Here is a 14,759-nt window from a genome sequence, read left to right on the forward strand (position 1 = left end):
CGTGAGTCGAGAACGCGAGAGGCCGACCGTACGTAGAGGTCGGCCGGACCGTGCAGACCGGCGGAACGGAACCGGCTGGGGGTGAAGACCGCGCGTCAGTGACGTGCGGCCGGGCAACTCACAGGCCCGAACCCGACAGCTCACCTCGTAGGCGTCGGTGAGGAGATAGCTCCATGCTGCGTTCTTCCGGCAACGCCAAGCACCGCCGCGCTTCCAGGGCGACCCGTATCGCCGCCTTCGTCGGCATCACCGGTGCGGCCGTCGCCGCACCGCTGCTCGGTGCGGGCACCGCCTCCGCCGCCACCGCCTCGGAGTGGGACGCCGTCGCCCAGTGCGAGTCCGGCGGCAACTGGTCCATCAACACCGGCAACGGCTACTACGGCGGCCTGCAGTTCTCCGCCTCGACCTGGGCCGCGTACGGCGGCACCGCGTACGCCGCGACCGCCGACCAGGCGTCCAAGTCCCAGCAGATCGAGATAGCCGAGAAGGTCCTGGCCGGCCAGGGCAAGGGTGCCTGGCCGAGCTGCGGCGTCGGCCTGTCCAGCGCCTCCTACGACGGCGGCTCCGCCGAGGCCGAGCCCACCCAGCCGGCCCAGCAGCGCGCCGAGGCCCCCACCACGCGCTCCGAGCGCACCGAGGCCCCGGCCCCGGCGAAGCAGGCCGAGAAGCCCGCCGCGAAGGCCAAGTCCTTCAAGAAGGGCGACGGCGAGTACAAGGTCAAGGCCGGCGACACCCTGAGCAAGATCGCCGAGGCCGAGAAGGTCAAGGGCGGCTGGGAGAAGCTCTTCGAGCTGAACAAGGACATCGTCGAGGACGCCGACGTGATCCACCCGGGCCAGCAGCTCCACCTGAGCTGACCCCCTCCCGCACCGCGGGACCCGATCTGCCCCGGCCCGGCGCACCTTCCCCCGAACGCGCCGGGCCGCGGCATGTCCCGCCCCTCCGGCGGCCCGCCTTCCCCCACACGCGCGGCGCCGGGTCCCGCCCCCGCTCCCCCGGCGACGCGCCGGAACCGTCGAGCGCTCCACGCCCGGCGGTTGACCGCTTCACCCCGACGGGAGCGGCGAACACTCCGCGCCGACGCGGAGACCCGTCCACCGCCGGGAGCGGCGTCCCGCTGGCGCGGGGGTGACCTCTTCGCTCCGCAAGAGGCGAGTGCTCGTGCGGGGCCAGGGCGCGTCCGTACCGGAGGCGCTGACTCGCCCGCGCCGGGCGGTGACCTCTTCCCTCCGGGAGTGGCGACCCGCTCACGGCGGGCGGGTGACCTCTTGGCTCGGAAGCGACTGCTCGCGCCGGGCCGGGGCCCGCCCTCACAGGCGGCGCGCCGAAGGTGGCAAGCGCTTCGCCTACGCGGTGACCCGTCCCCGCCGGAGCGCCGAGCGCTTCGCGCCGACACGGGGACTGCTTCGTGCCGGGAGCGGCGACCCACTCGCGCGGGGGCCACTTCGTTCCGAAAGAGGTGACCTGCACGCCGGCCTGGGGCTGCCCCCACCGCTGACACGCCGGAGGCGGTGAGCGCTTCGCGCTGACGCGGCGAGCGGGCCCCGCGGGGCCGGGGGCCCTGCCCCCACCGCTCACGCATCGGCGGCCGGTGCTCCGCACCGACGCGGCGACCCGCCCGCTGACCCGGCGGCGACCCGTCCCCGCCGGGCCGGGGCCCTGTCCGCAACGCCGGCGGGCCGGAGGTGGCGAGTGCTTCGCGCCGACCCCGAAACGCCCGCGCCGGGAGCGGCGAGCGCTCCGCGCTGACGCGGCGAACCGGCCGCCAACGCGGGTGCCGCGGAGCGCCCCGCGGGGTTACCCGCAGGTAGATCCGACCCCGTTTGTCCGGCAGCGGGAGGCTTGATGCCCTTTTTCGTCCCAGGGGGCGGGCATCGGCCGGCCTTTGCCCCCGAGGCGGTTAGGCTCTTGCCGCAAGGCCAAGCAGACCTCTGCACTTTTTCTCGCGTCACATCCCAGAAGGAGATGCTCGTGCCGTCCATCGACGTCGTCGTAGCCCGGGAAATCCTGGACTCCCGAGGTAACCCCACGGTCGAGGTCGAGGTTGGCCTCGACGACGGCAGCACGGGTCGTGCTGCAGTTCCGTCCGGCGCCTCCACCGGTGCGTTCGAGGCTCTCGAGCTTCGCGACGGTGACCAGAACCGCTACCAGGGCAAGGGTGTCGAGAAGGCCGTCCTCGCCGTCATCGAGCAGATCGGCCCGGAGCTCGTCGGTTACGACGCCACCGAGCAGCGGCTGATCGACCAGGCGATGTTCGACCTGGACGCCACCCCGGACAAGTCCTCCCTCGGCGCCAACGCCATCCTCGGCGTCTCGCTCGCCGTGGCGCACGCCGCCTCCGAGGCCTCGGACCTGCCGCTCTTCCGCTACCTGGGCGGTCCGAACGCGCACCTGCTGCCCGTTCCGATGATGAACATCCTGAACGGCGGCTCGCACGCCGACTCCAACGTGGACATCCAGGAGTTCATGATCGCGCCGATCGGCGCCGAGTCCTTCTCCGAGGCTCTTCGTTGGGGCACCGAGGTCTACCACACCCTCAAGAAGGTCCTGAAGCAGAAGGGCCTGTCCACCGGTCTCGGCGACGAGGGCGGCTTCGCGCCGAACCTCGACTCCAACCGCGCCGCCCTGGACCTCATCCTCGAGGCCATCAAGGAGGCCGGCTACGCCCCGGGCAAGGACATCGCGCTCGCGCTCGACGTCGCCGCGTCCGAGTTCTACAAGGACGGCAGTTACGAGTTCGAGGGCAAGGCCCGCTCGGCCGCCGAGATGACCGAGTACTACGCGGAGCTCGTCGACTCCTACCCGCTGGTCTCCATCGAGGACCCGCTGTTCGAGGACGACTGGGCCGGCTGGCAGACCATCACCGAGAAGCTCGGCGCCAAGGTGCAGCTCGTCGGCGACGACCTGTTCGTCACCAACCCCGAGCGTCTGGCCCGCGGCATCGACGAGGGCGCCGCGAACGCCCTGCTCGTGAAGGTCAACCAGATCGGTTCGCTGACCGAGACCCTCGACGCCGTCGAGCTCGCCCAGCGCAACGGCTTCAAGTGCATGATGTCCCACCGCTCCGGCGAGACCGAGGACGTCACCATCGCCGACCTCGCCGTCGCCACCAACTGCGGCCAGATCAAGACCGGCGCCCCGGCCCGCTCCGAGCGCGTCGCCAAGTACAACCAGCTGCTGCGCATCGAGGAGATCCTCGACGACGCCGCGGTGTACGCGGGCCGCAGCGCGTTCCCGCGGTTCAAGTACGAGGGCTGATCGTCGCCGGTTCGCCGGCTGACGCCCTGTCGTACGTACGTCCCCGGCCGCGGTCCCGTACCGTGTCCGGGGACGTACGCGCGTGAAGGGGAGGCGAGAGGAATGGCACGCACGCCGGACGCGGACCGGTTCTCCACCGCGACCAGGCTGCGGCTGCTCGGCGAGCAGACCGCCGCCCGTGTCTACCGGTCCCAGAACCGCCGCCAGGCCCGCCGCTCCCGCCTCACCGGACGCGCGGCCTTCCTCGCCCTCGTCGTCTGCGGTTTGGTCGTCGCGCTCGCCTACCCGATGCGTCAGTACGTCTCGCAGCGGGCCGAGATCGCCGAGCAGGAACGGCTGATGGACGAGGCCCGTACGAGCGTCGAGCAGCTCAAGGACGAGAAGGCGCGCCTGAAGGACGACATGTACGTCCGGCGCCTGGCCCGCGAGCATCTGCACTACGTCATGCCGGGGGAGACGGGATACACCATGATCGACCCGAAGGCCGCGGAGCAGCAGCACGAAGAGGGCGGCGCGGCCGACCGGCCCTGGTACTCGAACGTATGGAACGGCGTGGACAACGCCGACGGCCCCGGGGCCGGGTAAGCGGCGCCGCACAGGTAAGCCCCCGCAGTACAGGTAAGTCAGCGAACAAGGCAGGCATGGAAACCCCTCCTCCCACCACCGAACCCACCGAGCCCACCGACGCGGACATCGCCGCGTTCCAGGAGCAGCTCGGCCGCCCCCCGCGCGGTCTGCGCGCGATCGCGCACCGCTGCCCCTGCGGGCAGCCCGACGTCGTCGAGACCGCCCCGCGGCTCCCCGACGGCACCCCCTTCCCGACGCTGTACTACCTGACGTGCCCGCGGGCGGCTTCCGCGATCGGCACGCTCGAGGCGAACGGCGTCATGAAGGAGATGACCGAGCGCCTGGCGACCGATCCCGAACTCGCCGCCGCGTACCGGGCGGCGCACGAGGACTACATCCGCCGCCGTGACGCCATCGAGGTGCTGGAGGGCTTCCCGAGCGCCGGCGGCATGCCGGACCGGGTGAAGTGCCTGCACGTGCTGGTCGGCCACTCGCTGGCGGCCGGCCCCGGCGTGAACCCGCTGGGCGACGAGGCCATCGCGATGCTGCCGGAGTGGTGGGCCAAGGGGCCGTGCGTGTCGCCCTGCGTGACGCCCGAAGCCTGATCACCGAGGAGATCGCCGACATGACCCGCGTCGCCGCCATCGACTGTGGCACCAACTCCATCCGGCTCCTGGTCGCCGACGTCGACCCGGCCACCGGGAAGCTCGTCGACCTCGACCGCCGGATGACCATCGTCCGGCTGGGCCAGGACGTCGACCGCACCGGCCGGCTCGCCCCCGAGGCGCTGAAGCGGACGTTCGACGCCTGCCGTGAGTACGCCGCCGCCATCGAGGAACACGGCGCCCGCCGCGTCCGCTTCGTCGCCACGTCCGCCTCGCGCGACGCGGAGAACCGCGACGAGTTCGTCGCCGGCGTGCTCGACATCCTCGGCGTGGAGCCGGAGGTGATCACCGGTGACCAGGAGGCCGAGTTCTCCTTCACCGGCGCGACGAACTCCCTCGACGGCCGCTCGGACGTCGCCCGCCCCTATCTGGTCGTCGACATCGGCGGCGGCTCCACCGAGTTCGTGGTGGGCGAGGAGCACGCCGGTGCCGCCCGGTCCGTCGACATCGGCTGCGTACGGATGACCGAACGGCACGCGCCGAGCAGCCCGGCGACGCCGGAGCAGATCGCCGCGATCACCGCGGACATCGAGGCCGCGCTCGACGAGGTCGAGAAGACGGTGCCCATCCGGCAGGCGCACACCCTGGTCGGGCTCGCCGGCTCCGTGACCACGGTCGCGGGCATCGCGCTCGGCCTCGAGGAGTACGACTCCGAGGCCATCCACCACTCGCGGATCTCCTACGAGCAGGTCGAGGAGGTCACCACCATGCTGCTGAACTCGACGCACGACGAGCGCGCGGCGATCGGCGTGATGCACCCCGGCCGCGTCGACGTGATCGCGGCCGGGGCGCTCGTGCTGCTCACGGTCATGCGGCGGACCGGGGCCCGCGAGGTGGTCGTCAGCGAGCACGACATCCTGGACGGCATCGCGTACAGCGTCGCCGCCGGTACGGCCGGCTGACCTCGCGTCAGAACGTGGGGGCCGGGGACGGGGTGAGGACGACGAACTCCGCTCCGGCCGGGTCGTTGCACACCGCCAGCCGGCCGACGCCCTCCGCGTCGTCGGGGCCCATCGAGACCGAGCCGCCCTTCTCCCGCACGAGGGCGACCGTGGCGTCGCAGTCCGCGGTGCCGAAGACGGGGTGCCAGTAAGGCCGGTTGTCGCCCGACGAGAACAACTGCGGGACGGCCATGATGCCCCCGAACATCCGCTCGGCCGGCTGGTCCTTCGGCGTGACCATCGTGTACGTGCCGCCGCCCCCGGGGAGTTCCATGTCCTGCCCGGACCAGCCGAAGACGGTGCCGTAGAAGGTCTGCGCGGCGGTCGAGTCGGTGGTGTAGAGCTCCACCCAGCCGAGGCTGCCCGGGGCGTCGGCCAGCTCGAGGCCCGGGTACGAGCCGGGCTGCCAGACCGCGAACTGGGCCCCCTGCGGGTCGGTGAGCTGGGCGAACCGCCCTTCGTCCGACACCTCGGAGGGCGGGGTGCGCACCGAGCCGCCGGCCTGCTCGACCGTCTTGACGGTGGAGTCGATGTCGGACGTGTGGAAGTAGACCGTCCAGGCCGGGCGGGCGCCCTCCTCGGTGAGCTGCCCGACCGCTCCCACCACCTTGCCGTCGAGCCGGAAGGACTTGTAGCTGCTCGTCTCCTGGTCGAACGCCTGGGCCTGCCAGCCGAACACGGCGCCGTAGAAGGCGGCCGCCGCGTCGATGTCGGAGGCGCCGAGGTCGAGCCAGCAGGGGGAGCCGGACACGAAGTCAGTGGTGATCACGCGATTCCCTTTCTCCGGGACCTCCCCGGTTCTCTCCGGGGGTCTGCGCCTCAGCCTGGCACCGCGGGCGGGCCCCCGCGCGACGACGCTCCGGCCGCCGTCCGAAGGTGTCGGTACGCCCCCGGGGTGTCCTTAAAGGGGCTGTCGGGCCGTCCTGGAAGGGTGCTCGCGAGAAAGTTCGTGAAGTTCTTCACAAGGAAAAGCGTCCTGACGGGCCTCTGGAGGCTTCTGGAGGCCCTTTGTGGGCGCCTGTTGGCCCCGGACGGGCACATTCGAAGGCGGGCGGCCGACCGTGCCCCCAGAGGGCAAGGGGTGGCGGTCCAGCGGCCCCACAGCCCTAGGGGCCAGCTCAGAGGGGTGATCAACGTCCCCAGAGGCCCCGTGGTTCCCCCTGGGAACCATGACCTGGGTCACGTGGGCGGCGGAGTGTAGCAGAGTGGAGGGGAGACCTTGTGAAGGGGCTCACGAGCGTCCCCTCCGAGGGGGGTGGATACTCGATGGCATGAGCACCACGGAGCGTCCCAGGATCCTCGTTGTAGGCGGTGGGTACGTAGGCCTGTACGCAGCTCGGCGCATTCTCAAGAAGATGCGCTACGGCGAGGCGACCGTCACGGTCGTCGACCCGCGGTCGTACATGACGTACCAGCCCTTCCTCCCCGAAGCTGCTGCCGGCAGCATCTCGCCTCGGCATGTCGTCGTCCCGTTGCGACGCGTGCTGCCCAAGGCTGAGGTTCTCACCGGTCGGGTCACGACCATCGACCAGGACCGCAAGGTCGCGACGGTCTCGCCGCTCGTCGGCGAGGCGTACGAGCTGCCCTTCGACTACCTGGTGATCGCCCTCGGCGCGATCTCCCGTACCTTCCCGATCCCCGGCCTCGCCGAGCAGGGCATCGGCATGAAGGGCATCGAAGAGGCCATCGGCCTGCGCAACCACGTGCTCGAGCAGCTGGACAAGGCCGACTCGACGACCGACGAGGACGTCCGCCGCAAGGCGCTGACCTTCGTCTTCGTCGGCGGCGGCTTCGCCGGCGCCGAGACCATAGGCGAGGTCGAGGACCTGGCCCGTGACGCGGCGAAGTACTACAGCAACGTCAAGCGCGAGGACATGCGTTTCATCCTCGTCGACGCCGCTGACAAGATCCTTCCCGAGGTCGGCCCGAAGCTGGGCAAGTACGGCAAGGAGCACCTCGAGGGCCGTGGGGTCGAGATCTACCTCTCCACCTCGATGGACTCCTGCGTCGACGGCCACGTGGTGCTGAAGAACGGCCTCGAGGTCGACTCCAACACCATCGTGTGGACCGCCGGTGTGAAGCCGAACCCGGCGCTGGCCCGCTACGGCCTGCCGCTCGGCCCCCGCGGCCACGTGGACTGCAGCGAGAAGCTCCAGGTCCAGGGCACCGACTACATCTGGGCCGCCGGCGACAACGCCCAGGTCCCGGACATGGCCGCCCGCAAGGCCGGTGTCGAGAACGCCTGGTGCCCGCCGAACGCCCAGCACGCGCTGCGCCAGGCCAAGGTCCTCGGCGACAACGTCATCTCCGGGATGCGCGGCTTCCCGCAGAAGGACTACGAGCACGCGAACAAGGGTGCGGTCGCCGGTCTCGGCCTGCACAAGGGCGTCGCGATGATCGTCATGGGCAAGATGAAGATCAAGCTCAAGGGCCGGCTCGCCTGGTACATGCACCGTGGCTACCACGGCATGGCCATGCCGACCTGGAACCGCAAGATCCGCGTGTTCGCCGACTGGACGCTGGCGATGTTCCTCAAGCGCGAGGTCGTCTCCCTCGGCGCGATGGAGAGCCCCCGCGAGGAGTTCTACGAGGCGGCCAAGCCGGCTCCGGCCGTCGCCAAGCCGGAGGCCGAGAAGGCCAAGGCCTCCTAGTCGTACCGCTGTCCCCGAAGGGGCCGCCCGCCATCCGTGGTGCGGGCGGCCCCTTCGGCGTTCCCGCATGCCCTGGAGCTGCCCGGCGCCGGGGTCCGCGCGCGGCCGACTCCGACCAGGTGCCGTTCCCGGCCTTTTTGCCTGTGCATTGCGTAGCGCGGGGAAGCACACACGGTGGTCACGTTGTTGAGGGAACCGAACCGTGCAGACCCGCGGTGCGGGGCTGGCGGGGCGTTCGTGGGAACCACCGTCACGGAGGTGTGCGCCATGGCCGATGCCGCACTGCGGCTGACCACTCTCGCCGAGGAACTGCTGGGGGCGCCGCTCCCGGTCCGCGTCCGCGCCTGGGACGGCAGCGAAGCCGGGCCGCCGGGCGCGCCCACCCTCGTCGTACGCCACCGGCGCGCCCTGCGGCGGCTGTTGTGGCGCCCGGGCGAGCTGGGGCTCGCCCGGGCCTGGGTCGCCGGGGAGGTCGACGTCGACGGCGACCTGTACGAGGCGCTGGACCTGCTCGCCGGGATCTTCTGGGAACGCGGCGACGGGCGGGGGAGCGCCCTGCGCGCCGCGCGTGACCCGAGGCTGCGGGCGGCCGCCCTCGGTCTGCTGAAGCTCGGCGGGCCGCTGCCTCCGCCGGCCCCGCCCGCGGAGGAGGTGCGCCGCCGCACGGGCCCGCTGCACACCAAGCGGCGCGACAAGGAGGCCATCAGCCACCACTACGACGTCGGCAACGACTTCTACGAGCTCGTGCTCGGGCCCTCCATGGTCTACTCGTGCGCCTACTGGGACGAGGCGGGCACCCTGGAGGAGGCCCAGCGCGCCAAGCTCGACCTGGTCTGCCGCAAGCTCGGCCTGAAGGAGGGCGACCGGCTCCTCGACGTGGGCTGCGGCTGGGGTTCCATGGCCGTCCACGCCGCCCGCGAGTACGGCGCCCGGGTCACCGGCGTGACACTCTCCCGCGAGCAGGCCCTCTACGCCCGCAAGCGCATCGCCGACGAGGGTCTGACCGACCGGATCGAGATCCGGGTCCAGGACTACCGGGACGTCAGGGACGGTCCGTACGACGCCATTTCGTCCATCGGCATGGCCGAACACGTCGGCCGGGTCCGCTACCGCGAGTACGCCGACCAGCTGTTCTCGCTCCTCGTACCGGGTGGACGGCTGCTCAACCACCAGATCGCCCGCCGCCCGGAGAAGGACGAATCCGCCTACCGGGTGGACGAGTTCATCGACCGGTACGTCTTCCCCGACGGGGAGCTCGCGCCCCTCGGCCGGACCGTCGCCACCCTGGAGGACGCGGGCTTCGAGGTCCGGGACGTCCATGCCCTGCGTGAGCACTACGCCCGCACCCTGCGCGCCTGGGTCGCCGGCCTCGAGAAGGCGTGGCCCGAGGCCGCGCGGGCCACGACGGCCGGCCGGGCCCGGGTGTGGCGGCTCTACATGGCCGCCTCCGCGGTCTCGTTCGAGCGCAACAGGATCGGCGTCAACCAGATCCTCGCGGTGCGGACCCCCGACAGCGGCAGCTCGGGAGTGCCGCTGCGGAACCCCGACTGGCGCTGAGCGACCGGCGACCGGCGCCCGGCGCACGAACGACGCAGGGCCCCGTGGGCGTGCGGTGCGCACGCCCACGGGGCCCTGCCCCGGGAACCGCTACTCCGTCTTGATCGCGGTCAGCATGTTCAGCTTCGCCGCGCTCCGGGCCGGCCACATCGCGGCCAGCACACCGACCACACCCGCCAGCAGCAGGAAGATCGCGATCCGGTCCCACGGCATGACCAGCACATAGCCGGGGATCTCCTTGCGGATCGTCTCGCCGATGGCCCAGGCGAGGAACGAGCCGAGACCGATGCCGACCACCGCGCCGAAGACCGAGATCACCACGGCCTCCAGCCGGATCATCCGCTTCACCTTGCCGCGGTCGAGGCCGATCGCCCGCAGCATGCCGATCTCCTGCTGACGCTCGAAGACGGACATCGCCAGGGTGTTGATGACGCCGAGCACCGCGATGATCAGGGCCATCGCCAGCAGCCCGTACATGATGTTCAGCGCCGTGTTGATGAACCCGCCGAACATGTTCCGGATGTCCTGCTGGTCCATGATGCTCATCGCCGGGTTGTCTCCCAGCGCGTCGACCAGCGCCTGCTCGTTCGCCGCGCTCGCGCCGCCGTCCATCGTCACCCAGACCTCGGGGATGTACGGCTTCGGCTCGTAGGGGGCGACGACGTCGGTGGCGACCAGGATCGGGGACAGGAACTCGTTGCCCTTGTAGACGGCGCCGACCGTCAGGTTCTTGGTCTCCTTCTTGCCCTCCTGGCCGAACTCGGCAGGCAGGGTGTCACCGGTCTTCCAGCCGTTCGACCTGGCGGTGTCGTCGTCGACCGCGATCTGCCCCTTGCCGAGCGTGGCCAGCGAGCCGGAGACCGTCTCCAGGTCGAAGACCTTCTCCACGTCGCCCGGGGTGACCGCGGACGCCGAGTGCCACTTGCCCTTGATCTCCATCGAGGACGCCTGCTGCGGGGAGACGGCGCTGATGCCCTTCGCCTTCTCGATCGCGTCGAGCGCCGACTTGTCCAGCGCGCCGCCGCCCGCCATCGAGACCATGTAGTCGGCCCTGATGTTGTCCGTGGTCATCTGGTCGACGGCGCGGCCCATCGTGGCGCCGAGCACCGAGATCCCGGTGACCAGGGTGAGGCCGATCGCCAGCGCGGAGGCGGTGGCACCCGTACGGCGCGGGTTGCGCACCGCGTTCTGCCCGGCGAGCTTGCCCGACACCCCGAAGACGCGGTGCAGCAGCGGCCGCACCAGCGCGATCACCGGGCGGGACAGCAGCGGGATCAGGACGATGATGCCGACCAGCGCCAGGAACGCGCCGCCTCCGATGATCATCCGGCCGTCAGAACCGGCCGCCGCACCGGCGACGATCGCGGCCGCGCCGAGCAGGGTGATCACACCGCCGATGGTGTTCCGCAGCACCAGCGACCTGGTCGTCGCGACCGCGTGCACGCTGCTCATCGCCGCCACCGGCGGGATCTTCGCGGCCCGGCGGGCGGGCAGCCAGGCCGCCAGCACCGTGATCAGCACACCGACGGCCAGGGCGGCGGCCACCGCGGTGGGCGAGACGACCAGCGGTCCCGCGGGGACCTTGGCGCCGAAGGTGCTCATCGCCGACCGCAGACCCGTCGCCAGGCCGAGGCCCAGCACGAAGCCGACCACCGAGGCGACGGCCCCGACGACCAGCGCCTCGAGGATCACCGAGCGCTTGACCTGCCGGCGGGAGGCGCCGACGGCGCGCATCAGCGCCAGCTCCCTGGTGCGCTGGGCGACCAGCATGGTGAAGGTGTTGGCGATCAGGAAGACGCCGACGAACAGGGCGATGGCCGCGAACGCGAGCAGCATCGTGTTCATGTTCGACAGACCGCTCTCGATCTGCCTCGCCTGCTCGTCGGCCAGCTCCTGGCCGGTCTGCGCCTCGGAGTCCTCGGGCAGCAGCGGTTTCACGGCCGCCAGGATCTTCGTGTCCGAGGCGCCGGCCTCGGCGGTCACGGTGACGTCCGAGAAGTAGCCGGGCTGCAGGTACAGCCGCTGCGCCACGGCGGTGTCGAAGAGGACCAGGCTGCCGCCCGCGTTCACCGCGCCGTCCTCGGTGGAGAAGACACCGGCGAGGGTGTACTCCTTCACCGGCCCGTTGGTGGCCACCCGCACGGTGTCGCCGACCTTGTACCCGCCCTTGGCGGCGGAGTCCTTGTCGAGGGCGATCTCGCCGTCCTCGCGCGGCCCCGCACCGTCGGTGAAGGTGTACGCGGCGTCCTTGCCGTCCTTGCCCGGGGCGAAGTTCGCGCCGGTGTTGGACCAGCCGTTGCCGATGAGCTTGCCGTCCTGGTCGGCGACGCCGGCGAAACCGGAGACCCGGCCGGCGGCGGTGGCCACACCGTCGACGCCCCGGATCCTCTCCAGGGTCTTCTCGTCGATACCGGCGTCCTTCGTCGCCTCGCTCGGGTCGATGTAGGTCGTCACGGCGACCGCGACGTTGTCGTAGCTCTTGGCGGACTGGTTGCGGTAGGCGTTGCCGAGGGTGTCGGTGAAGACCAGGGTGCCGGAGACGAAGGCCACGCCGAGCATCACGGCGAGCACGGTCATCAACAGCCTGGCCTTGTGCGCGAGCACATTGCGCAGGGCGGTACGGAACATGTGGGTGTCCTGGGAACGGGCACCGGCGTCCTGCGGGCGGCCCGGCGGGGCCGGCCGGGGGCCGGGCGGTGACAGGTGAGGTCTTGAGGGGGCGCGCGGGGCGGGGGCGCGGGCTGCGCGGCCGCCAGGGGCGCCGGGGCGTGCCGAGACAGCCGCCGGGGCGGGCGCGCCGGCCCCGGGCGGGGAGACGGGCCGGGAAGGGCCCGGTGACGTCAGCTCGTGCGGCCCTTGGCGTCGAAGGCCTTCATCCGGTCGAGGACGCCGTCGGCGGTGGGGCTCAGCATCTCGTCGACGATCGCGCCGTCCGCCAGGAAGATCACCCGGTCGGCGTAGGAGGCGGCCACCGGGTCGTGGGTCACCATGACCACGGTCTGGCCGAGCTCGCGCACCGAGTTGCGCAGGAAGCCGAGGACCTCCGCGCCGGAACGCGAGTCGAGGTTTCCGGTCGGCTCGTCACCGAAGATGATCTCCGGCCGGGAGGCGAGGGCACGGGCGACGGCCACGCGCTGCTGCTGGCCGCCCGAGAGCTGGGTCGGCCGGTGGCCGAGCCGGTCGCGCAGGCCCACCATGTCAATGACCCGCTCCAGCCACTCCCGGTCGGGCTTGCGGCCCGCGATGTCCATCGGCAGCGTGATGTTCTCCAGCGCGGTCAGCGTCGGCAGCAGGTTGAAGGCCTGGAAGATGAAGCCGATCTTGTCGCGGCGCAGCTGCGTCAGCTGCTTGTCCTTCAGGCTGCCGAGCTCAATCTCACCGATGCGCACGGAACCCGAGCTGAAGGAGTCCAGACCGGCGACGCAGTGCATCAGCGTCGACTTGCCGGAGCCGGACGGGCCCATGATCGCGGTGAACTCGGCCTGCCGGAAGTCGACGCTCACATGGTTCAGCGCGACCACCTGGGTCTCGCCCTGTCCGTACACCTTGGACAGGTCCGTGGCGCGGGCGGCCACTGCGGTGGCGCGGTGAGCGATGGGGGTGGTGGTCACGAGGGGAACTCCTGTCGGGGGTGTGCCGTGCTGACCACACCATCCTGTCCGCGCCGGCGCCGCGAATCGTCAGTCCCGGTGCCCGTTCCAAGGGCCCTCTCCGGTCGGACCGGCCCGCCCGTTCCTCCTCCTTGGGGATGACGGCGCCCCTGAGAGGCGACGGGGGTGGCGGAGGGCGCTTTTACGTCATTCCCGGGGGACCGGGGCGGCTGCCACAGGCGGTTCGAGGGGGGTGCGAACACACCCCGACCTGGCCTGACGCTCCCTCAGGAGCCAATGGGACAAGTCAAGATCGGGCCATGGCCCCGATGGCGGGACGATCTGCACCGATAGGCTCGGGTGCCAACGCGGAGCCCTCGCGCCACGCCCGGGTGGTGGAATGCAGACACGGCGAGCTTAAACCTCGCTGCCCCTCGGGGCGTGCCGGTTCAAGTCCGGCTCCGGGCACCTCGACGCCCCACCGCCCGGCACCCGCCCGACCCTCCGTGGGAGCCCCGTGCCGCGCTCCTCTGTCACGATCCCGGAAAGATCCTCCCCGAGCACTAGAGTGTTCGCTTTGCTTCCGCATTACTCTTGACATCTAGGCCGCGCACGGTGGCCAAGGAGGAGTGAGATGAGGAGCAGCAACCCGGTCTTCTCGCGACGGGGGTTCAGCCGCGACAACGGCTACGCCGGCTTCAACGCGCAGCAGCAGCCGCAGGCCGGGGGCCCCGCCGTAGGAACCAACCCCTACGCACAGGGCGCCGGCAACCCTTACGCGACCAACCCCTACGCCCCGGCGGACACCCAGTACGACGCCCCGGCGCCCGTCCGTACGGACGCCATGACGATGGACGACGTCGTCACGCGCACCGGCATGACGCTGGGCACCGTGGTTCTCGGCGCGGTCCTCGCCTGGGCCGTCCTGCCGGTCTCGCCCAGCAGCTACGGCATCGCCATCGGCTCGGCCCTCGTGGCCTTCGTCCTCGCGATCGTCCAGTCCTTCAAGCGCACCCCGTCGCCCGCGCTGATCCTGAGCTACGCCGCCTTCGAGGGCATCTTCCTCGGCGTGATCAGCGAGATGTACAACAGCCGCTGGGACGGCGCGCCCTTCCAGGCGGTGCTCGGCACCATGGCCGTCACCGGCGCCATGCTGTTCGTGTACAAGCAGCGCTGGATCCGGGTCACCGCGCGGTACGCCCGCGTCGGCATGACCATCGCGATCGCCTTCATCGCCGTCATGGCGGTGAACCTGCTGCTCGTGGTCTTCGGCGTCGCCGACGACGGCGGTCTGCGCAGCTTCGGGCCGCTCGGCGTGATCGTCGGCATCCTGGCCATCCTGATCGGCTGCTTCTTCCTCACTCTGAACTTCAAGGAGATCGAGGACGGAATCACCTACGGCGCGCCGCGCCAGGAGTCCTGGCTGGCCGCCTTCGGCCTGACCGTGACACTGGTGTGGATCTACCTGGAGATGCTGCGTCTGGTGGCGATCTTCAGCGGCGACGACTAGTCGGCGCGGCGGCCGGGCCA

11 protein-coding genes, 1 tRNA gene and 1 riboswitch are annotated in these 14,759 nt (G+C 71.2%); of the genes, 9 read left to right on the forward strand and 3 right to left on the reverse strand.

Annotated features, from left to right (window positions below; all coding sequences use genetic code 11):
- Positions 1-31 precede the first annotated feature (31 nt).
- A riboswitch (cyclic di-AMP (ydaO/yuaA leader) is annotated at positions 32-169 on the forward strand.
- A 4-nt stretch (positions 170-173) separates the two neighbouring features.
- The 5 genes from SPRI_RS22030 (at position 174) to SPRI_RS22050 (ending at position 5,392) form a co-directional block, all read left to right on the forward strand.
- Positions 174-857: a transglycosylase family protein gene (locus tag SPRI_RS22030; protein ID WP_005316684.1), complete on the forward strand. Its 684-nt coding sequence runs from the start codon at positions 174-176 to the stop codon at positions 855-857.
- A gap of 1,108 nt (positions 858-1,965) precedes the next feature.
- A complete protein-coding gene (gene eno / locus SPRI_RS22035) occupies positions 1,966-3,258 on the forward strand; it encodes a phosphopyruvate hydratase (protein ID WP_037774467.1) in 1,293 nt (430 codons plus the stop codon).
- 102 nt (positions 3,259-3,360) lie between these two features.
- Positions 3,361-3,843, forward strand: coding sequence for an FtsB family cell division protein (locus SPRI_RS22040; RefSeq protein ID WP_037774468.1), 483 nt, complete (start codon positions 3,361-3,363; stop codon positions 3,841-3,843).
- 56 nt (positions 3,844-3,899) lie between these two features.
- On the forward strand, positions 3,900-4,430 hold the full coding sequence (locus tag SPRI_RS22045) for a DUF501 domain-containing protein (RefSeq protein WP_037774469.1): 531 nt from the start codon (positions 3,900-3,902) through the stop codon (positions 4,428-4,430).
- Positions 4,431-4,450: 20 nt separating this feature from the next.
- Positions 4,451-5,392 carry a Ppx/GppA phosphatase family protein gene (locus SPRI_RS22050; RefSeq protein WP_005316692.1) on the forward strand — a complete coding sequence of 314 codons (942 nt, stop codon included), beginning with the start codon at positions 4,451-4,453 and terminating at the stop codon, positions 5,390-5,392.
- 7 nt (positions 5,393-5,399) lie between these two features.
- On the opposite strand, the gene SPRI_RS22055 is transcribed toward SPRI_RS22050, so the two are convergent.
- A complete protein-coding gene (locus tag SPRI_RS22055) occupies positions 5,400-6,200 on the reverse strand; it encodes a VOC family protein (protein WP_005316694.1) in 801 nt (266 codons plus the stop codon).
- 502 nt (positions 6,201-6,702) lie between these two features.
- Here SPRI_RS22055 and SPRI_RS22060 point away from each other — a divergent pair.
- Positions 6,703-8,082 (forward strand): NAD(P)/FAD-dependent oxidoreductase, encoded by a 1,380-nt coding sequence (locus SPRI_RS22060; RefSeq protein WP_078535325.1) that lies wholly within the window; start codon positions 6,703-6,705, stop codon positions 8,080-8,082.
- Positions 8,083-8,349: 267 nt separating this feature from the next.
- Positions 8,350-9,639, forward strand: coding sequence for an SAM-dependent methyltransferase (locus SPRI_RS22065; RefSeq protein WP_037774473.1), 1,290 nt, complete (start codon positions 8,350-8,352; stop codon positions 9,637-9,639).
- A 90-nt stretch (positions 9,640-9,729) separates the two neighbouring features.
- On the opposite strand, the gene SPRI_RS22070 is transcribed toward SPRI_RS22065, so the two are convergent.
- Positions 9,730-12,267 carry an ABC transporter permease gene (locus tag SPRI_RS22070; protein WP_005316699.1) on the reverse strand — a complete coding sequence of 846 codons (2,538 nt, stop codon included), beginning with the start codon at positions 12,265-12,267 and terminating at the stop codon, positions 9,730-9,732.
- Between the two features lie 212 nt (positions 12,268-12,479).
- Positions 12,480-13,250: an ABC transporter ATP-binding protein gene (locus tag SPRI_RS22075; protein ID WP_005316701.1), complete on the reverse strand. Its 771-nt coding sequence runs from the start codon at positions 13,248-13,250 to the stop codon at positions 12,480-12,482.
- Between the two features lie 365 nt (positions 13,251-13,615).
- On the opposite strand from SPRI_RS22075, the gene SPRI_RS22080 reads away from it, so the two are divergent.
- Together SPRI_RS22080 and SPRI_RS22085 are read left to right on the forward strand one after the other, a co-directional pair.
- A tRNA-Leu gene (locus tag SPRI_RS22080) sits at positions 13,616-13,697 on the forward strand.
- Positions 13,698-13,863: 166 nt separating this feature from the next.
- A complete protein-coding gene (locus SPRI_RS22085; protein ID WP_005316703.1) occupies positions 13,864-14,739 on the forward strand; it encodes a Bax inhibitor-1/YccA family protein in 876 nt (291 codons plus the stop codon).
- Positions 14,740-14,759: the final 20 nt, after the last annotated feature.

It is taken from the genome of Streptomyces pristinaespiralis, assembly GCF_001278075.1.
GTDB lineage: Bacteria > Actinomycetota > Actinomycetes > Streptomycetales > Streptomycetaceae > Streptomyces > Streptomyces pristinaespiralis.